The 19,334-nt window shown below is 44.4% G+C and carries 21 protein-coding genes and 3 pseudogenes; 9 read left to right on the top strand and 15 right to left on the bottom strand.

All coding sequences use genetic code 11. The annotated features are described in order from the left end of the window. The 3 genes and pseudogenes from IM456_RS04190 to menD all read right to left on the bottom strand — a co-directional run. Positions 1–570 (bottom strand): transposase (locus IM456_RS04190; protein ID WP_287706943.1); only part of this gene is annotated, 570 nt, incomplete at its 3' end. A gap of 100 nt (positions 571–670) precedes the next feature. Then, positions 671–1,027, bottom strand: a pseudogene (locus tag IM456_RS04195) (hypothetical protein); the annotation flags it as partial. A gap of 157 nt (positions 1,028–1,184) precedes the next feature. Continuing rightward, on the bottom strand, positions 1,185–2,894 hold the full coding sequence (menD, locus tag IM456_RS04200) for a 2-succinyl-5-enolpyruvyl-6-hydroxy-3-cyclohexene-1-carboxylic-acid synthase (protein WP_287692766.1): 1,710 nt from the start codon (positions 2,892–2,894) through the stop codon (positions 1,185–1,187). Between the two features lie 280 nt (positions 2,895–3,174). Here menD and IM456_RS04205 point away from each other — a divergent pair, with 280 nt between their 5' ends. The 4 genes from IM456_RS04205 (at position 3,175) to IM456_RS04220 (ending at position 5,882) form a co-directional block, all read left to right on the top strand. Then, complete coding sequence (locus tag IM456_RS04205; RefSeq protein WP_002756899.1) at positions 3,175–3,585, top strand: M67 family metallopeptidase; 411 nt, start codon at positions 3,175–3,177, stop codon at positions 3,583–3,585. Positions 3,586–3,591: 6 nt separating this feature from the next. Continuing rightward, positions 3,592–4,092 (top strand): cobalamin biosynthesis protein, encoded by a 501-nt coding sequence (locus IM456_RS04210; RefSeq protein ID WP_287692768.1) that lies wholly within the window; start codon positions 3,592–3,594, stop codon positions 4,090–4,092. 19 nt (positions 4,093–4,111) lie between these two features. Beyond that, positions 4,112–5,287 carry a lipid-A-disaccharide synthase-related protein gene (locus IM456_RS04215; protein ID WP_106909121.1) on the top strand — a complete coding sequence of 392 codons (1,176 nt, stop codon included), beginning with the start codon at positions 4,112–4,114 and terminating at the stop codon, positions 5,285–5,287. 253 nt (positions 5,288–5,540) lie between these two features. After that, positions 5,541–5,882 carry a DUF4164 family protein gene (locus tag IM456_RS04220; RefSeq protein ID WP_149977472.1) on the top strand — a complete coding sequence of 114 codons (342 nt, stop codon included), beginning with the start codon at positions 5,541–5,543 and terminating at the stop codon, positions 5,880–5,882. A 103-nt stretch (positions 5,883–5,985) separates the two neighbouring features. Here the strand turns inward: IM456_RS04220 and IM456_RS04225 are convergent. The 3 genes and pseudogenes from IM456_RS04225 to IM456_RS04235 form a co-directional block, all read right to left on the bottom strand. Next, a pseudogene (locus IM456_RS04225) lies at positions 5,986–8,172 on the bottom strand (tetratricopeptide repeat protein); the annotation flags it as partial. 60 nt (positions 8,173–8,232) lie between these two features. Beyond that, the gene (locus IM456_RS04230; protein ID WP_149987516.1) at positions 8,233–8,637 is read right to left on the bottom strand and encodes a hypothetical protein; all 405 of its coding nucleotides are present in this window, start codon (positions 8,635–8,637) and stop codon (positions 8,233–8,235) included. 62 nt (positions 8,638–8,699) lie between these two features. Next, positions 8,700–8,957, bottom strand: coding sequence for a hypothetical protein (locus tag IM456_RS04235; RefSeq protein WP_287692771.1), 258 nt, complete (start codon positions 8,955–8,957; stop codon positions 8,700–8,702). Between the two features lie 298 nt (positions 8,958–9,255). Between IM456_RS04235 and IM456_RS04240 the strand changes: the two genes are divergently transcribed. Both IM456_RS04240 and IM456_RS23215 read left to right on the top strand, forming a co-directional pair. Continuing rightward, complete coding sequence (locus IM456_RS04240; RefSeq protein ID WP_012265763.1) at positions 9,256–9,483, top strand: hypothetical protein; 228 nt, start codon at positions 9,256–9,258, stop codon at positions 9,481–9,483. Next, entirely contained in the window at positions 9,480–9,734 is a 255-nt protein-coding gene (locus IM456_RS23215; protein ID WP_149987515.1) for a hypothetical protein, read from the top strand. The genes IM456_RS04240 and IM456_RS23215 overlap by 4 nt, the downstream gene beginning before the upstream one ends. Here the strand turns inward: IM456_RS23215 and IM456_RS04245 are convergent. The 5 genes from IM456_RS04245 to IM456_RS04265 all read right to left on the bottom strand — a co-directional run bounded on the left by IM456_RS04245 (position 9,692) and on the right by IM456_RS04265 (position 13,909). After that, entirely contained in the window at positions 9,692–10,348 is a 657-nt protein-coding gene (locus IM456_RS04245) for a class I SAM-dependent methyltransferase (RefSeq protein WP_052277277.1), read from the bottom strand. The genes IM456_RS23215 and IM456_RS04245 overlap by 43 nt on opposite strands. Positions 10,349–10,448: 100 nt before the next feature. Beyond that, complete coding sequence (locus IM456_RS04250; protein ID WP_002731874.1) at positions 10,449–10,802, bottom strand: DUF1257 domain-containing protein; 354 nt, start codon at positions 10,800–10,802, stop codon at positions 10,449–10,451. A 134-nt stretch (positions 10,803–10,936) separates the two neighbouring features. Then, entirely contained in the window at positions 10,937–12,448 is a 1,512-nt protein-coding gene (gene ycf46, locus IM456_RS04255; protein ID WP_061430126.1) for a stress-responsive protein Ycf46, read from the bottom strand. A 79-nt stretch (positions 12,449–12,527) separates the two neighbouring features. Continuing rightward, positions 12,528–12,878 carry a slr0373 family blue light stress response protein gene (locus IM456_RS04260; protein ID WP_012265766.1) on the bottom strand — a complete coding sequence of 117 codons (351 nt, stop codon included), beginning with the start codon at positions 12,876–12,878 and terminating at the stop codon, positions 12,528–12,530. Between the two features lie 275 nt (positions 12,879–13,153). After that, positions 13,154–13,909 (bottom strand): amino acid ABC transporter ATP-binding protein, encoded by a 756-nt coding sequence (locus IM456_RS04265; RefSeq protein WP_012265768.1) that lies wholly within the window; start codon positions 13,907–13,909, stop codon positions 13,154–13,156. 202 nt (positions 13,910–14,111) lie between these two features. Between IM456_RS04265 and IM456_RS04270 the strand changes: the two genes are divergently transcribed. Beyond that, a complete protein-coding gene (locus IM456_RS04270; protein ID WP_287692972.1) occupies positions 14,112–15,623 on the top strand; it encodes an ABC transporter permease subunit in 1,512 nt (503 codons plus the stop codon). Between the two features lie 250 nt (positions 15,624–15,873). On the opposite strand, the gene IM456_RS04275 is transcribed toward IM456_RS04270, so the two are convergent. Next, positions 15,874–17,232 carry an SUMF1/EgtB/PvdO family nonheme iron enzyme gene (locus IM456_RS04275; protein WP_287692976.1) on the bottom strand — a complete coding sequence of 453 codons (1,359 nt, stop codon included), beginning with the start codon at positions 17,230–17,232 and terminating at the stop codon, positions 15,874–15,876. Positions 17,233–17,410: 178 nt separating this feature from the next. Here IM456_RS04275 and IM456_RS04280 point away from each other — a divergent pair, with 178 nt between their 5' ends. Further along, the gene (locus IM456_RS04280) at positions 17,411–17,698 is read left to right on the top strand and encodes a BrnT family toxin (RefSeq protein ID WP_287692979.1); all 288 of its coding nucleotides are present in this window, start codon (positions 17,411–17,413) and stop codon (positions 17,696–17,698) included. Then, positions 17,652–17,894 (top strand): hypothetical protein, encoded by a 243-nt coding sequence (locus IM456_RS04285; protein WP_061430133.1) that lies wholly within the window; start codon positions 17,652–17,654, stop codon positions 17,892–17,894. Before IM456_RS04280 ends, IM456_RS04285 begins: the two co-directional genes overlap by 47 nt. 101 nt (positions 17,895–17,995) lie before the next feature. Here the strand turns inward: IM456_RS04285 and IM456_RS04290 are convergent, their stop codons facing one another. From IM456_RS04290 to IM456_RS04300, 3 genes and pseudogenes are all read right to left on the bottom strand, one after another. Then, entirely contained in the window at positions 17,996–18,187 is a 192-nt protein-coding gene (locus IM456_RS04290; protein WP_287692987.1) for a hypothetical protein, read from the bottom strand. A gap of 7 nt (positions 18,188–18,194) precedes the next feature. Then, a complete protein-coding gene (gene thiD, locus IM456_RS04295) occupies positions 18,195–18,995 on the bottom strand; it encodes a bifunctional hydroxymethylpyrimidine kinase/phosphomethylpyrimidine kinase (protein WP_149988765.1) in 801 nt (266 codons plus the stop codon). 59 nt (positions 18,996–19,054) lie between these two features. Beyond that, positions 19,055–19,334, bottom strand: a pseudogene (locus IM456_RS04300) (hypothetical protein); the annotation flags it as partial.

Below are 19,334 nucleotides of genomic sequence, written 5' to 3' on the forward strand. Positions count from 1 at the left end.
TATGCCTAAATCTATCGCAGCTATCTTTTCATTAGGAGCTAAGAACTGTTCGGTTTTCTCATAAATTACCTCGATTACATAACAATCACATTTAGGAACTATTCTGACTTCTGCTATGCGCTCCGCTACTCTCGTCGGCAACGCAATTGAAGTCCCTGATAGCTTGACTAATCCTTGCCTAAGACCTACTTTGCTTAGGGCTTGAATCGTGTAAACTAAGAGATTTCTTCCTTTTTTTGGCTCCTTATAGCTAGGGATTTTGGGTTTTCCTAGAAATTTATCGGGGTGACTTTTAAACTCCGATGAAGCGGCAAAAAATGATGTCCAGTTCCGGTCTAATCCTCTTAAAACTTGTTGGGAAACTTTAGCGGGTAAAGCTTGATACTGTTCTGTCTCTTTCATGAGAGAGGCCATCTGATTATAGGTCAAATAGCCATGGCCATAAATGAAGTTTTGTCGGATTAAATAATTGGCTGAGTTGTAGAGATTTTTAGACTGCCAAGATAAATTATCTATCTCAGCCCAAAATCGATGTCCTTTCTTGATAATGTGTCTTTCGGCTACTAACATTATTGTCCGTTGTCTTTTAACTCAGCGTCGGGTTTTGAAGGGTTGTCTTTTTGCCTAGTCTGATAGTTTTGTCTGTACATATTACCATGGTTGACTATATCTGACTATATTTGTATTGAAACTTTACAATACTCCAAGCTGTGTCGTGGAGAATAAACAAAGGGGTGCGATCGAGGGTTAATTCGGTTTCTGGCGGGGTAATTTGCAAAAATTCGGCGATTTTCTGCTTTTCTAACTCATCTAGACTCTTACCGGCTAAATTCTCCCCCACAGTGGAGGGATTAAAAATATTTATGGTTGCAGTGGAAAGACTAGAGGTATTCAGTTTTAAAATCAGTAGGGACAAGACCAAGCTAATCACCAAAGAAGTCACTCCCGATCGCCATTGTTCCGGGGGAAAGATAGAATATCTAGGGAGAGAAAATTGTCTTGATTTTTGCCGTCTTTGTCGATTCATCGGACTTTTTTAACGCACTTTCCACCCATTGTATTCACTTTCTCGAAAAAGGGAATTAATACTAAATCCGTTGAGTATAGGCTACATATCAGGATAGGCACTCTTGCAATAGGCAGCTTTATTCTCCCCACTTCCCCACTTCCCCACACCCCACACCCTACACATAATTACTGAGGAACCATTGGGTATTAAAAGCTCGATCGCAGGATATTTCTAGTAATCTTATCCCTGATTCCGGCAAAACTGCGATTTTTTCCTGAAAATCAGTCCAATCGCTGATTAAATGGTAATCAATACCGTAGGTGCGACAGAGTTGGCAAAAGTCGATATTTTGGGGAGTGGCAAAAAATTCTTCAAAGGGAGGGTCAAATTTGGCGATCGGCAACATCTGGAAAATGCCTCCCCCCTTGTTATTGATTAAAATTATGGTCAAGGAGCCAACAAAATATTTTTTGATTAAAAAACCATTTGTGTCGTGTAATAGGGCTAAATCTCCCGTTAATAGCAGACTAGGGACATTTTTATAAGCTATTCCTATCGCAGTGGAGAGGTTGCCGTCGATGCCATTGGCCCCGCGGTTAAAATAGGGACGAATTTGGCGATCGCTAGGCGGGTTAAAAAATTCGGCATAGCGAACAGGCATACTATTAGAGATAAAGATCGGGGTGCGGGGGGGGAGGTATTGGGAGAGCAGCCAGGGGATTTTACCTTCAATCAGTTTAGTTTCTGCTGCCAAAAGGCGATCGATGGTTAATCGAGCTTGCTGGTCGAATTTTTGCCATAATTGCCGATATTCTTGGTTATTCTCGGTTTGATCTGGGAATAAATCCCCTAATTGCTCGATATTTACCCTGAGATGTCTGGTTTTTCCCTGTAGAGGATCGTAATTATCGGGATGGGGATCGATAATCCAGCGCGGACAGTCGATTTCTTCTAACCAGGTCCGTAATTCTTTGCTGGTGGGTAATTCGCCAATTTGCAGGACAACATCGGGGGTTAATTGGGTTCTAAGGGCAGGATTCCGCAATAATAAATCATAGGTGGTGATGAGATGGGTATTTAACCCTGCATAGTTTCGCAGAGGAGATAAAGCTTCCGCTAAGACGGGATATTGTTGCGATCGGGCTAAATTAGCGATCGCCTGACAGTAACTTTCAGGGTTTTGCGGGGAAGCTAATCCTGCGATGATAATTCCTTTGGAGGGTAAAGAATTAATTTGGAGAATTGAGTGGTTAATTGGCATATTTTGCCGAGATATGTGGCTAAAAAAAGCCTCTTGGTCAAAATTAGCCTCTAAATTGTTAATTTCTAGATCGGGAGTTGGTGCGAGGGGATCCCGAAATGGTAAGTTCAGATGCACCACTCCGGGGACAGGATCAAGACAGCGCCACCACGCGTGGATGATAGTTTGACGGAGATAGCGTAAACGCTCGATATTGGCACTAGGACAGCTAATTTCCGCTTGCCAATTTGGATAATTACCGTAGAGTTTGACTTGATCGATAGTCTGACCGGCATGAGCATGACGCAATTCTGGGGGGCGATCGGCGGTTAGAATTAATAAAGGGACATGACTTTCTTTTGCTTCAATGACTGCGGGATAAAAATTAGCCGTGGCAGTGCCAGAAGTGCAGACTAAAACCACTGGTTGATATAATTGTTTGGCTAATCCCAGGGCAAAAAAGGCGGCCGAGCGCTCGTCTAAGATGGGAATAGCTTCAATCTGGGGATGTCTTGCCAAGGCTATCGTTAAAGGAGTCGATCGCGATCCGGGAGAAACCACCCCTATCTTCAATCCCAAACGGGCCAATGTTTCGACTAAAATAGAACCCCAAAGTGTATTAAGATTGCGAAAATCGATCGACATTTATCAGTTCAGTGGCAAAGGTTAGGGAACAATAAGATAAATTTAACATTGGCTGGAACCGGCCAAGAATAAGTTATTCCTAAGTCAGCGATGCAGAAGTTACTAAAAGAGAGCGAAGGCAATTAGTCCCTACAATAATATTATTGCGCCAATGGTAAGGGCGCATCGCCTGCGTCCAAAATGTCCTATAGATATTTCGACCAAATTGAGATGCACCCAGTTTTCAAGTTCCCTATAGCCAAAGCAAACTAACATCAATAGGTTTTGAAAATTTTCCCTTATGATCCTGATTACAGACCAAATTTACCAGCGTATTTTCACCCACGCAGAATCCACCTATCCCGAAGAATGTTGTGGGTTACTCTTGGGAAAAATTACCGAAACAGCAGCCCAAGTGATCACCGTGCAAACCACAGAAAATAACTGGTCAGGTAATAGGAAAAACCGCTTTAGTATTGCTCCAGAAGTGCTTTTACAAGCTCAAAAATCGGCGCGGGAAAACCAGCTAGAAATTATTGGTATCTATCATTCCCATCCCGATCATGCCGCCATTCCCTCGGAAATTGATCGCCAATTAGCCTGGTCAGGATATACTTATTTAATTGTCTCTGTAGTTTCAGGACGAGCGATCGATTTACAAGCTTGGCAACTGGACGAAGGCGAACAATTTCAACCGGTAAAAATATTGTAGTCTTGTATGACTAGCGCTTCCCCCGCTTTCCACTCACCCGCAATCGATTTAATCGGGATAGGTCCCCTGTGGACAGGTTTTAGCCAACCTGGTTTTTACCCCGATCCTTCCGGGGCAAAAGTGCAGTGCCATGGACGATTATTATGGTTAGGAATAGGTTGCATCCGTGGGACGGAGAAAGCGGTCATAGATAGGGCAATTAGGGATGTTTTTAAGCGTTATCACCTCTCTTTAGCCGCTATTGCCGGTATCGCCACCCTTGACATCAAAGCTGATGAACAGGGTTTAATTGCCTATTGTCAAGAGCAAGGATTGCCACTAAAAACCTTTACTGCTGAGGAGTTGAGAGATATTAATGTCCCCAATCCCTCGGCTATTGTCAACAAGAAAGAAGGAACCCCTAGCGTCGCTGAAGCTGCCGCTTTAAAAATGGGCCATACTTTGCTAGTAAGCAAGCAAATAGAAGCCAAATCGGTGACGGTGGCAGTTTCTTTGGCAGCAAGGTAATATAGAGGATAACAAATCGATGCTTAAACAGGTTTTATTTCTTAGTAATGGTCATGGCGAGGATTTAAATGCTAGTTTAATTCTGGGGGAATTACAAAAAATTCAGCCCCAATTATCTATAGCTGCTTTGCCTTTAGTGGGAGAGGGAAAAGCTTATCAAAAATTGTCAGTACCAATTATTGCCCCCACTGCCACTATGCCATCGGGGGGAATTATTTATACCAATCCTTTGAATTGGATTAAGGATATTGGTGCGGGATTAATTAGTCTAACTATTCAGCAAATTCAGGCAGCTTTTAAAGTTAGCAAGGATTGTGATTTATTGATAGCAGTGGGGGATATCGTGCCGATTGCGATCGCTCGTTTAACCGGTCGTCCCTTTGTGGCTTTTATTGTTTCTACTTCCAGTTATTACGAAGGCACAATTAAATTACCTTTACTCACGGAATTATGTTTAAGATCGAAGAATTGTTTAAGAGTTTTTACCCGGGATAAATATACAGCAACAGACCTACAAAATCGGGGTATTAAAAAAGCGATTTTTGCTGGTTATCCGATTATGGATGTCTTAACACCAACGGGTAAAGATTTAGAATTAGATCGTCAAATTCCCATGGTTGCTTTATTAGCGGGGAGTCGTTTACCCGAAGCTTTGAGTAATTTGGCTTTACAGTTACAAGTCTGTGAGGAAATAGTTAAAATTAAACCGATACAGTTTCGGGCTGCTATCATTCCTAGTATCAGAGAAACCGACTTAGAAAATTTAGCTAAACAAGAAGGATGGCATTATTTAGGAGCGGGAAAATTAGAGAAAAATGGGGCTTTATTGTGCTGTTATCGTGATGCTTTTGCCGATATTCTACACCATTGTGACGCTTGTTTAGCCATGGCGGGGACAGCAGTAGAACAAGCGGTGGGATTAGGAAAACCCGTCCTACAAATACCCGGATTTGGTCCCCAATTTACCTACCCTTTTGCCGAGGCACAAATGCGCTTATTAGGGGAATCGGTGATAACTATTGGACAGAAACCCACGGAGGTAAATTTATTTAAAAATGCCGCGGTTAAAATTATTGATATTTTGACAGATTCTCCTTATTTACACAGATGTTTAGAAAATGGCAAAATTAGAGTGGGAGAGTCCGGAGGTAGCAGAAATATTGCCGAGGAAATTTATAGCATTTTTCAAAAGTAATGGCAGAGATAGTTATACTAAATCCGTTGAGTATAGGCTACATATCAGGAGAGGCAATAGATAATCAGAACGTAGGTTGGGTTGAAGCATGAAACCCAACACCTGCAAGGGTTACGCTACCGCTAACCCATCCTACAAATAATTGTGCCTCCCTACTTATCAGGACAGGCAATAAATAATCAGTCTTTAATAACCAGATTTAGGATTAAAATAAAATTATTGTACTATCATTACTCCCAGGGATGTTACCAAAATGTCTAACGAAACCGTTACTTATAGTCTTGAATCCGTCCTCAAGGAAATCAAAGACAGCATCAAGGAAGTTAACCAAAAAATCGATACCTTCCAACAGGATGTTAACCAGAAATTTGATAGCTTACAGAAGGATTTTAACCAGAAATTTGATAAAATCGACGAACGGTTAACTAAGCTAGAAGTAGGACAAGCAAAACTAACTGAGAAAGTCGATGGGATGGATAGAAGACTAGAAAAGCTGGAAGGAACCCAAAAAAATCAAGTTTGGACGTTAATTATCCTTTTAGGAGGAGCGATCGGAACAGCAGCGTGGCGCTCTTTCTTTTCTGGCAATCCTTAGAAATATTACTATAATTTCTCACTTTAGGGTAGTTATGAGGGGAAATTAGCAGATGTCAAACTCAGGTTAAAAATAAGGGATATTTAACCCATCCTACCCCTAATTATGCTTTCCTCAACCATCTTTTTAACAATCGCCACAATGCCACTATTATCCCCCCAATTAAAACTAAAGGAAACATAACCACCCCCAGAAAGAAAGCAACGATTAAGGGATATTTTCGGGTTTCTAATTGCCGAATTTTATCATCGCACTTTTGAACATATCCTGCTAACCCCAATGCTTGAAATAATTCCCGCGACTGAAGAAATGCTTCTTTCGCTTCCGATATACGCTTGAGTTTATAGTAGGTAACTCCCAGATTAAACCAAGATTGTGCTTCACCCCCCCGATCACCGATTTCCCGAAGGATTGCTAAGGATTGTTGAGAAAACTCGATCGCTTTTTGGTATTCTCCTAGGGAACCGTAAACAATGCCTAAACCCATGTAGGAATGCGCTTCACCCCCCCGATCACCGATTTCGCGTGTGATTGCTAAGGACTGTTGATAAAACTCGATCGCTTTTTGGTATTCTCCTAGGGAATAGTAAACACTGCCTAAATTATTGTAGGATGCCGCTTCACCCCCCCGATCACCGATTTCGCGTGTGATTGCTAGGGACTGTTGATGAAACTCGACCGCTTTTTGGTATTCTCCTAGGGAATAGTAAACATTGCCTAAATTATTGTAGGATTTCGCTTCACCCCCCCGATCACCGATTTCCCGTTTGATTGCCAAGGACTGTTGATGAAACTCGATCGCTTTTTCGTATTCTCCTAGGGAATCGTAAACAGTGCCTAAATTGCGGTAGGATGCCGCTTCACCCCCCCGATCACCGATTTCCCGAAAGATTGCTAAGGACTGTTGATGAAACTCGATCGCTTTTGGGTATTCTCCTAGGGATTGGTAAACATTGCCTAAACTGGTGAGGGATGCGGCATAATTCCAGTTGGTTTGCTCCTCCTGTTGTTGGTAAACAGTGACTAATTCAAGGTAATAATCGGCCCGGGTTTGATAATACCCGCGTCGGGTGAGAAAATCATCGATAGCACGGAGAATATCAAAAGCATTGTCGTACTCGGTTAACTGATAGCGATGATAGAAAATTTCTAGGTAAGGTTGCACATCGTTGAGGATTTCCCAGGAGTCGGGTTGAGCAATAGAAAGATAATAGGCGATCGCTTTTTGGTGTAATTCCCTTTGATCGCCGGCTTTGTATTGTGCATATTCCCAAACTAAAGGCTGAAAACTAAAAATTCGCTGGCGATTTTCCTCTTTTTCTTCTAATAATGATCGTCGCTGTAATTCTCGCAGATCTGCCGTGATCTCGGACAGTGCGATCTCTGGGTAATTATCCATCACCGCTTTGGCTGCCGGAGAATCAAATTCTCGGCGATAAATGCTGGTTTTAGTGAATAATTCCTGCTGTCTTTGGCTAAGTCGCTGAAAACTAGCATCTAAAACTAAAGCAATTCCCACTGTCTCTTGACGATGACTACCCACCACCTGTGGATCGCTCAAAAGTTGCGATAAATTTCCTAATCCTAAATCCGCTAACCTTTCTAAACTGGGGTTTTGCGGAAATTCTGCTAGGAGTAAATCCGCCACCAATCGCAGGAGTAATGGATGACCATCCACCCGTCGAGAAAAGTTCTCTAGATCCCCTGTTATTTGCGATTCCGCTAACAATTGCGCCCCTTCAGGAGGTTTCAAACCTTTTAGCTCAATCCAATGGTTAAAACCCCTAGTTTTGGGCTTTTCTCTGGTGGTGACTATAATTTTGCTCGTGTCACCTTTTTCTATCCAAGCAGTGAAAAACTGCTGATAAAATTCATTATTCCAAGAACCATCTTTCCCTAATAAACTCTCTAGATTATCAATAATAATTAGGTGGCGATGGCGTTGCAGTTGTCTGATTAAAGCTTCCTGTAAATCTATTTCTTTTTCGGGGACAGGATAACCAAATTCCGTCAGGAATTGGCGAGCTAAACCACTAAATCCCCCCAGATTTCCCGCTTCCCACCAAAAGCGTTTTGGGAATAAATCTTCATCGTCTCCTAGGGAAGGATCGAGGGGAATTTTCTCCTCAAAAATTTTACTGGCTAGGGTAGATTTTCCAATTCCTCCAACTCCTTTGATGCCAATCATCGCAACATTTGGATCAGTAAACCACTGCTTAATTTGGGTGATTTCCTCCTCCCTTCCCTGCCAATGGACGAGACTTTTTCGAGCATCTCCTCCCTTGAAAATACTCCTTTGACTACTGCGATTATTTTCTATTGCGTCTGCTGTTGCGTGCAGATCCGCCAGTCATTCAGGAGGGATTCCTAGATTTAAATTACCCTTAACTTCTTGAATGTTCAATTGTTGTTTAATATCTTTGTTAATTTGCGTACCAATTTGAGTTTTCGTTTCTGTTTGATTCTGATTAATTATCATAATTTGTTGTGCTAGGGTTTGGATTTCTTGGGCAAAATTGGGGTCTTTGAGCATTTCTACCTGTAAAAAAGGAACCACTTGCTGTTCAATCATCGCCTCGGATTTAGTTTGTTCGGCTGCCGCTAAAACCTTGGCTGCGGTGGGTTCCTTTTGTAACTTTTGCTTAATTTTTTGCCACAATTCTACACCTTTATCCATTGCTCCTTCCGTTAATTTACCGATAACAGCTTCAAAGGCGATTTGAGCGATTTCGGCGGCGGCTAACTCTGCTAACATAATTATCAATCGCGAGAATTTTTCGCCATTCTAGCACAACGGCAACAGCAGTTGTGGACGGTTTAAATGTTTGGTTGACTGTTCAAAAAGTAAAAAACAAAACTCTGATATCGTTGCCACAACAGGATTGAGATTAGGGCGAAGCGGACGCGCTGGTAAGCTAAGACATATTTAGGGTTTGCGGCAAAAAGTACGGGCGAAGCATTCGGATAGAAAATCTCCGGTTTCACCGATAGGTTATTGCCCGAATGCTTCGCCCCTACAGGACGCGGGCCGATGAAGACGCAAAAATCTTGCACCTGTTTCGCTCGTAAAGCCACAAAACCCCTACCTTGCCTACATTTCACATTTATTCAGCAAACCCTATTTAAACTGCTTATTCTTAGATTAGCCGAATCTCCTCCAATTCCTTTACTGTTGCCTCTTGCCTCGTCTCAACAAGCAATTTAAATTACGAACAGCTTATTAATGCTTGAGCAGCCCTCAGAAGCCCTTTTATTGAAGCCCGTTATTCCCTAAAGTCGTTGACAATAAAGCTATAGACAAACTTAAACCGTTAGATTGCAAGAGTAGAAAAAGTAGTAAAATAGTTCAATACCCGTAAAACATGAACAAAACATGACTACTCTATTGCAAAAAGCATTCACAGAAATCCAGAAACTGCCAGAGCATCTTCAAGATGAACTTGCTCAACAATTGCTGGAAGATATTGAAGGTGAATTAAAATGGCAGAAAAGCCTTTCCAACGAAGATATGGAATTGGGAGCTTTAATAACAATGGCACAGGAAGCTCTGATAGAAGAACAAGAGGGGAGAACAGAAGATAAAGGCTTTGGGGAAGAATGAAGTCATCCAGAACCAAGAGGTTTCGTCAACTTTTTCTAAGTTTGCCGCAAAGGGTACAAGAAACAGCCAAGAAAAATTACCAGATTTGGAAAGAAAATCCATTTCACCCCAGCCTAGAGTTCAAAGAGGTGAAACCAAAAGAAAAAATCTGGTCAGTCAGAGTCGGCATTGGATGGCGAGCATTAGGGATTAAGAATTCAAACGATGACTATAATCCTAGAGAGGATTCTTTTTTTCCTATCACTGCATAGAAGGGATCAGCAACCATAATTCCTAACATTTGCAGGAAACTGGGGGTAGTAGCAGGACGAACGATCGCCTGTACTTCCCTAAATCCCGCCACCGATTTAAAATAGGATTTCACTAGGGCCACCCGGCCTAAATCGCTATTATCGCGCCAAGCAGCGATCGCTTTTTGGTAAAACATCCGATTGGAAAAACTAACCACCACCAGACCATTAGGCTTTAAAATGCGATACAGTTCCGCAAAAATCGCCTCTGGATACTGCAAATACTGCACCGACACTGTGATTAACACCGCATCAAAAGAACTATCCTCTAGGGGCAATTTTGGCTGTGCATTGAGGTCTTGGACAAAATAACTATGCAAGCGGGGATTTTTGGCTAACTCCTCCCCATTCATCCCGTGACCTTCGATATGCTCAAATTCCATCTCCTCCGGTAAATGGGACACCCAGCTGCTCATCAGGTCTAAAATGCGTGTATTCGGCGATAAGATCTCTCGGTAGAGAGCGGTTAATCGATCGATAAAACCCTCATCCACGTGGGTGACGAAGCGGGGAAAAGCATAAAAATCGCTGTCTTTGGTCGGATCGAGTTTAGTTCTTTCTTCGGGTCGGAGCATTTTTGTCAAGTTAATTTTACTATTCTTAACATACCCCAGAGACAGAAAAAAGGGTTAACCGAACTGGTCAACCCCTAGGCTTGGGAACGCGCTGTAAATCTTAGCTTTGAACGACTAGCTTAACGTTAGCGTTTTGCAGACCGCGCTGTTTCACTTCGGATAGGGTTTTGTTCACAGCGTATTTTTGGTTGATCGAGTTGATCAATTCGGTTTGATTGTGTTTTTTGGCTACACCCCAGAGGTCAGCGATTAAATCGAAACTGCCGTCGGTGTTGCGAGACCAACCGAGATCATATTCGCCATCGAGAACAGCAACGATGTCGGAGCGAACCCGTTGACCGTTGTAACCACGAACATCAGCTTCGGTTTTTACGCTAATACCGAGGTCGCGGAGAGAAGCTTTGAGGATTTCGGCATCGGTGATTTTGGTCCGGAGAGTGCTAAAATGAGACATTGGAATTTCCTCTTTGTAGATAAGAATCAACAACAACAGATTGAGAGTTAAAGAGTGCCGCCAAGCGGCTTTTCGAGGCATTGCTAGTCCCTGAGAACTAGCCTTTCATCCCGTTGGGAGCGGGCGAAAGTCTGTTAGAACTCCAATCGCTGGTACTCAGCGACGGAGGCCGAAGCAGGTCGGGCGCGTTGTCTGGCCCAATCACGCAGGGCAGTTACCTGTTCGGTCATGGTGCGAGATAGGGGCAGAGTCGCCTTAATCGCCGCAATAATGTCCAATTGCGTGAATTCGCGATCTTGGGCGAAGGCCTCATACATGGCGGCAATCAGCGCCTGTTCTATTTCCGCACCGGAAAACCCATCGGATACCTTGGCTAACTGCTCCAAATCGAAGCGAGAAATGTCGGAGCGTCGTTTAGTCAGGTGAATATTAAAGATATCTTGTCTTTCTTCGGAATTGGGCAAATCGACAAAGAAGATTTCATCGAAGCGCCCCTTGCGGAGAAATTCCCCGGGTAGCCGTTCAATCCGGTTAGCTGTGGCCATAACGAAGACGGGCGAGGTTTTTTCCTGCATCCAAGTCAGGAAGGAGCCGAAGATGCGGCTAGAGGTTCCCCCATCGGAATCGGCGGATCCTGTGCCACCGGCAAAAGCTTTATCTAATTCATCGATGAACAGAATGGCCGGAGAGATGGATTCAGCAGTTTTTAGGGCATTACGCAGGTTAGCCTCAGACCGTCCCACCATGGAACCATCGTAAACCCGTCCCATATCTAAGCGCAGGAGCGGTAAACTCCAGAGGCGCGAGGTGGTTTTAGCGATTAAGGACTTACCACAGCCTGGTACTCCTAAAATTAGCATCCCTTTCGGTTGGGGGAGTCCGTAACCTCTGGCTCTTTCTGTAAAGGCGTTTGATCGCTGTTTTAACCATTTTTTTAATTCTTCCAGACCACCGACGGCGTTGATGGTCTCGTCTTCTTCAACGTATTCTAAAATTCCGTTGCGGCGAATCAGTTGTTTTTTCTCGGAAAGGACGATTTCTACCTCGTCTTCCGTCAATTTGTTCGCTTTTACATGGGCTTTGCGGTAAACTTTTTCGGCTTCATCTTTGGTTAAGCCTAAGGCCGCTTTCAGGAGTTTTTCCCGGACCTCTGTGGTGGTACGACGATTTTGATTTTTGCCTAGGTGTTGCGAGAGAACTGTATCTAACTCTCCCATGTCCGGCAGGGGAAAATCTAGAACTACTACGTCTTTCTCTAGTTCTATGGGGACTTCTTGCAGGGGAGACATTAAAATAATGATTTTTTCGGTTCCTTTAAAGCTTGCGATCGCATCTCTTAACCAGCGAGTGACTGGAGCGGAAGTGATGAACGGATGCAGGTCTTTGAAGATGTAGATGCCCGCTTCCCGTTGACGCACTACCCATTCGATTGCCGCTTCTGGCGACACGGTATTATGTTGACTGGTTTGGCGCGGTTGACCTAGTTCGATCATGCCGTGGGTGACAGTCCAGACAAACACCCGTCGATGTTGTGTATTTAGTTGGGCTATTTTGCTGATGGCTTCTTCCGCCCTTTCCTCCTCGGAGGTGACGAGGTAAATCAGGGGATACTGAGCCTTGACGAGAATTTCTAGCTCTTCTTTCATAACATCGACCCTATTTGTGGTAACGGTTTTGACCTTGGGCGGCTGATGGCTGTAGATGCCTTGTTCGGCTACCGAGAGTTTAGCAGGGAACTAAGGCTGCTTCTCCCTCTGCGGTTCCTTGAGCGCCAACGGGTTCGGGAACTTCGAGCGGGAACTCGTCGCCGACTATTCCGGGCTGGCGTTTGATCGACCTTAGCCGATCTTCTTTCATCACTAACGCGGCATCACACTCGGGACAGACATGAACCTGATAGGTTTTGCCATAGGCGGCGGCTTCGATTTCTTCTACCTTTTCGGGGTATTTTAGGTAGAAAGCGATCGCTTTTTCCACCAGCCCTGACATCGATTCTTCATCGATCGCGGCTCTTATTTTCAGTTGACGATGGACTCCAGGGGGAAGGTACAGTGTGACTTTTTGCTTGTCTTGCATATCACTAAATTGGTTTACCCGGGTATGTGTCCTTACTATAACCACTGTCTTTCCCTCCTGTCAAGATGGTAAGCTGTTATAACGGCATAATTGTAACATTTCTTTACAATTGTTGGGGAAGTGGGGAAGTGGGGTGTAGGGTGTGGGGTGTGGGGTGTAGGGTGTGGGGAAGTGGGGAAGTGGGGAAGTGGGGAAATTGAACTAAAACCCCAAAACCCCAACCCCCAACACCTAAAACCTGTCTCCTGTCTCCTGAATACTGAATTGAGCAAACCCTAATTACTATTGATGCGACTTAAAAAGGCTTGTAGGCGCTCGCTGTGGGGATTATTAAAGAAGGTGTCGGGATCACCTGCTTCTTCGATGACACCTTGATTAAAGAACAAAACCTTGTTAGAGACCTCCTTAGCGAACTGCATTTCGTGGGTGACGACTACCATAGTCATCCCCTCATCGGCCAATTGACGCATAACGTTTAACACTTCCCCGACTAATTCCGGATCCAGGGCCGAAGTGGGTTCATCAAATAAAATCACCTCTGGTTTCATGCAGAGACTGCGAGCGATCGCCACCCGTTGTTTTTGTCCTCCCGATAATTGGTCGGGATAAACATCGGCTTTTGGGGCCAATCCCACCTTTTCCAGATAATGAATTGCGGTATCTTTAGCCTCATTTTCCGAGTGGTGTAACACCTGCTTGGGGGCCAACACCAAGTTTTGTAAAACGGTGAGATGGGGAAAAAGATTAAAGTGTTGAAACACCATACTTACCCGGCTGCGTAAGTTGCGGAGGACCGATTGATTTAACTTCGGGGAAGAGATGTCAATCCCCATCACCTCCAAGCGGCCACCGTTAATTGTTTCCAAACGATTGAGACAGCGTAAAAAGGTACTTTTGCCGCAGCCAGAGGGACCGATTACCGATACCACATCCCCTTGATAAAGAGTGCCTGTAACTCCTTTGAGTACCTCTAAAGAGCCGTAACTTTTGCGTAAACCTTCACTGACAATCACAGGGGTAGTAGTGGTCATGATATCCTCTCGTAAAAAATTTTACATTCTGTCTGTACAAAGGTATCGAGATTAGTTTCTGCCAGATTGTATCCTTGACGACATTTTATCAAGAGGAATAATCATAATACTCAAATAGTCTCTCTACATCTGTCTTGGGTGGGAAGTAGGACGAAATTACTAACTTAGTTGAGCGAAAAAATCAAGGAGAAACAATTAAAAAATGATTAAATTTTGGCGAGGGCGGGCGGTACAGAGAGTTATCTTTGCCTTGTTAGGATTAGTCTTGGCGCTCGGATTAACTGTTATTCCGGCTTTTTCTCAGACCCCTCCTAATCCTTTTCGAGTCGCCACAGAAGCGACTTTTCCGCCCTTTGAATTTCAACAAGGGGGACAATTAACCGGATTTGATATCGATTTAATGCGAGCGATTGGGGAGGAAGCCGATCTCAACATTGACTTTAGAAATTTACCCTTTGATGGCATTATTCCGGCTCTACAAGCGAGAACAGTGGAAGCCGCTATTAGTGGCATGACTATCACCGCCGAACGCGCCCAAGCGATTTCTTTTTCTCGACCTTATTTTAGGGCTGGTTTAGCGATCGCTGTTCGGGAAGATAATAAGACAATTAAAAATTTTGAAGACTTAAAAGGCAAAAGAATTGCCGTCCAAATTGGCACTACGGGAGCCTTAGAAGCGACAAAAATACCGGGGGCAACAGTTAGTCAATTTGACTCGGCGGCTTTAGCTTTGCAGGAATTAATTAATGGTCGAGTTGAGGCGGTAGTTAACGATAAACCCGTGACTTTGTATGCAATTAAACAAGCGGGTTTACGGGGAGTAAAAGTAGTCGGAGAATTATTAACGGAGGAATTCTACGGGATTGCTTTACCCAAAAATTCCCCCTATCTCCAGTTAATTAATGATGCTCTCGGTCGAGTCATAGAAAGTGGTCGGTACGATGCTATTTTTAGGCAATGGTTTGGAGAAAAACCGCCAGAATTACCCTTAGTTGCCCCAGCTTTAAATAATTTACAGGAATCAAGTTTTAACTGGGGAGAATTATTCTATAACCTGATTGTGAAAGGGGTTCCCTGGACAATTCTGTTAACAGTTCTGTCTTTTCTGTTCGGGTTAATCGGCGGAACTTTAGTGGCCATTGCCCTGATTTCTCCCTACAAATGGTTAAAAATAATTTGCCGCATCTATGTGGATTTCTTTCGGGGAACACCGATGCTGGTGCAATTATTCTTGATCTATTTTGGTTTGCCAGGATTGTTCCGAGAAATTGGCTTAAATATCGACTTAGATCGTTTACCTGCGGCCCTATTTGCCCTAAGTTTAAATGTGGCGGCCTATTTAGCTGAAATTATGCGCGGCGGTATTCAATCGATCGATAATGGTCAATGGGAAGCTTGTTCTAGTCTAGGAATGTCCCCAGTGCAAACCATGCACGAGGTGATTTTTCCCCAAGCTTTTCGCCGGATGTTGCCACCCTTGGGGAATGAATTTATCACCCTAATTAAAGATACCAGTTTAGCGGCAGTAATCGGTTTTGAAGAGTTATTCCGGCAAGGTCAGTTAATGGTAGCCACTACCTATAAAGCTTTCGAGATTTATATAGCCGTTGCTTTAGTTTATTTGGTTTTAACTACCCTTTCCTCTGTGGTATTTAAGCGCTTAGAGATTTATATGGATCCCCTACATAAATCTAAACAGGAACAGAAAGCTTAGGGGCAACAGATGGGAACTGTTAACTAAGGCAGGAAGTAGTTAGATATGTGCAGTTAGCAGAAAACGGGTTTCTCGGAGAAACCCGTTTTCTGTGGGTTACTCAGATTTTCTGTCCGAATGCTTCGCCCCTACTTTTTCAGCAAACCCTAGGTAATTGACCACCCCTAAATCAATACACTTGTACTATATTTGCCCAAAAAAATTCCAGAAAAGGAAATGAGGGTAAAAAGGGAAAAAAAGAGAAAAAGGGTTACAAAGTCCTCCCAGCACCGCACACCACCCGAAAACCGAAGTCGCTGTTGAGGTCGCGGCGGATGTTGAGGCTGCGGTAAGCGGAACGGCAGGAAGTCGGATAGGAGTACCAAGAACCGCCCCGCATAGGAGAACGATTATTATTCCCATTTTCTGTCCAGACACTGCCATCCGTCGGCGCACCATCATAATTATCATGCCAAGTATCGGCGCACCATTCCCAGACATTGCCGTGCATATCGTACAGTCCGAAGGCATTGGGGGGAAATTGTCCCACGGGAGTCGTTTCTTCTCGATATTCTCCCTTCGCTTCTTCTGCGTAGGTATTACTGGCATCGTAGTTGGCCAATTCCCCCGTAATGGTTTCCCCAAAGTAGAATGGGGTGGTGGTTCCAGCACGACAAGCGTACTCCCATTCCGCCTCACTCGGTAGTCGATACTCCCGTTTTGTTTCTCTTGATAGTCGTTTACAAAATTCCGTTGCTTGATACCAGTTGACTCTTTCTACGGGTAGCTCATCCCCTTTGAAGTTAGAAGGGTTTGTCTCTAGGTCGATGTCTATTTTAGCGGTTGCGGCGATCGCTTTCCACTGGGCCTGGGTGATAGGATACTTACCCATAAAGAAGGGTGGGACAGTTACTTCATGTTGTGGTCTTTCCCTTCTAAATCTATCCGAACCAAATTTTTTCACCAGTCTTTCGATTTCCTCGTCTTCTGTTCCCATCCTGAATGTGCCACCGGGGATGGCGACCATTTCTAAGGTGATGCCGTTGCCCAAATCTTCGCTGTAGTAGCGGGCGGTTTTGCTTTCGGGTGGGCTGACTTTACCATTGGGGTTGACAGTAAAGGTTTCAAAGGTAAAAGTTTGGGACTGAACTGGAAGTATCTGCTTAATCTGCTCCTCTTTATTGGGGGTTTTTGAATTTTCGGAAGTTAATTCAAGAGGGGAACGAGGTTTAATTCCTGTGATTCCCCAAATTAATCGCTCCATAGGTTTGGGAGACAAACGCCGAAAATCCACCCAAGTCATTCCCTCCAGAAAAAGTGGCAGCTCTGGTTGCTCGGGCGCATTGGATAGCAGAACAGGTATGACTGGACACTGGTTCCTGACAAAGCGGCGTAAATAGGCTTCGATCTCCATCTGTTGCCAGGGGCCGATGCCACTTCCCCCCACAAAAACGGCGGCTGACTTGATGTTTTGAATCTGCTTCTCAAGTTCTCGCTGCCAAGGCAGTCCGGGTTGTAGTTCCCACTCATCTAGCCAAGGGGTTAGACCTTGTTGTTTGAGGGTTTCGGCAATCTTTTTAACTTCAGGTTTGTCCTGACCATTGTGACAGAGAAATACATCGAATTCCATTATTCACCCCTAGCCCCCTTCTCTATCGCTGCCATTCTCCCCTATCCTCTGACTTAAACACACGGTTTCCACGGTCTGGCCTGATTATCGCCCTACCAATTGGGTTCGGAGACCATCAGATCTCTACCTAATATTATCTCAAGACTAAAAGGTTTTCTATAGGCTTAACTGATAAACTATGAAGCTTGACTCGTTTGAATGGGATGAGAGCAAGCGGTGTTCTAACATAGAAAAACATAATGTGGACTTTGAGGAAATTCTCGATCTTTTCGATACTTTTCTTTACGAAATCCCAGATAATCGTAGGGGTTATGGCGAAAAACGGACGATAGCGTTTGGAGAACTTGAAAAACAGGTCTATTGCCTTGTATATACCTTAAGAGGCAAATCGTGTCGATTAATTAGTGCTAGGAGGGCAAATGAGCGTAAACGAAAAGCGTATTACAGTTTTCTTAAAGGACGGTAGCCAAGAGAAAATCGTCATCGAGTCCGGCACGGAAAAACTAAAAGAGAGGGAACGTCTCAACAAGATGACCGAAGAGGAAATAGATCAAGCTGCCCGTTCCGATCCCGATGCGTTACCGGTAGAGGATGAGGAAATCTGGAAACAAGGTAGATGGGTAGGTCCTGAACCTTTACCTGAATTGGTTAGGACTTGCTAAAAAAGTAAGGGCGAAGCATTCGGACAGGAAATCTACGGTTTCAGGGATGGGTTATACCCGAATGCTTCGCCCCTACAGGACTCTGCGATTATCGATTAAAGTCACCACTTGCCATCCTGACGTAATTGCCGATTACTCTTGACAAGTTGCTGGTTTTGTGCTTCTAGAAATTCCACCCGTGCCTGGGTGGCCTGCAATTCTTTGACCAATTCTCGATAGACCGAGAGGGGAACCGAGGGGCGACCGGTGAAACCCTGGGGTCTTTGGGGGGAAATACGCGGCGTAGTGGTCATGAATTGACTAATTTAGGGCTTTTAAGCGGTAAAAATGGCCCACAGGACCGGTTCCTTGACCGATAGGGAGGGAATGATCGAGGGCGTTAGTAACGTAATCCTTGGCTTTTTTCACCGCTATTTTCAGGTCATCCCCCAAAGCGAGGTTAGCAGCGATCGCTGCCGATAGGGTACAACCAGTCCCGTGAGTGTTATTGGTTTCGACGCTTCTGGTCTTAAAAGTTTCCCATTCCTCCCCATCAAAGTAGATATCAACCCCACGCAGCCGGCCTTTCATGCCGCCACCTTTCACTAATACTGGTGTGGCCGACTTCTGGAAAATAATTTCGGCGGCCGCTTTCATCGCCTCAAAATTATTGATCTCGATGCCACTTAAAAGCTGCGCCTCGTAACGATTAGGGGTAATAATCGAAGCCAGAGGAATTAAACTATCAAAAAGACTATCTACAGCCCGATCATCAATTAATTTGGCTCCTACCCGCGAAACCATAACCGGATCTACCACTAAACTGATTAAACGCCAGCGCTCGATCGCCTCGGCCACTGCTTCGATAATCTCGCTGCTGAACAGCATTCCCGTCTTGACGGCTTGCACACCAAAATCCCCGACCACGGCATCGATTTGGGCCGTTACCATTTCTGGACTTAGGGACTCGACGCGATCGACCCCCAGGGTATTTTGGGCGGTAACGCAGGTAAGGGCGCTGGTGCCGTGAACTCGGTGGAAGGCGAAGGTTTTCAAATCCGCTTGAATTCCCGCGCCGCCACCACTATCGGAACCGGCGATGGTGAGGGCAATGGCAGTCATCGAAAAATTGGGTCTGAAACCCCGCCCTTTAGCGATAGCGGAGGGCGGCTTTATATAAGTTAGCGAGAAACAATTAAACCGTTAGAACGACGAATTAACTGAATCTTGCTAACAGCTATCTGTCCCAATCGTTGACCATTGGCATCGCTTACAGATAGCTGTTTTTCGGTATCTCCACTAACATAACCAATTCCTTTGGGAGAAGAAACTAAATCTCCTTTACGGAACCCATGTCTTGTGGTAGAGCCACCATATTTACGTCGTTTACCACCTTTAGAAAAAACCATCAGGTGAAGTTGACGACGACTAATAGGAGGACGTTTGATGACAGCAAAGGGA

It is taken from the genome of Microcystis sp. M079S1 (genome assembly GCF_020246425.1).
In the GTDB taxonomy this organism is placed as follows: domain Bacteria; phylum Cyanobacteriota; class Cyanobacteriia; order Cyanobacteriales; family Microcystaceae; genus Microcystis; species Microcystis aeruginosa.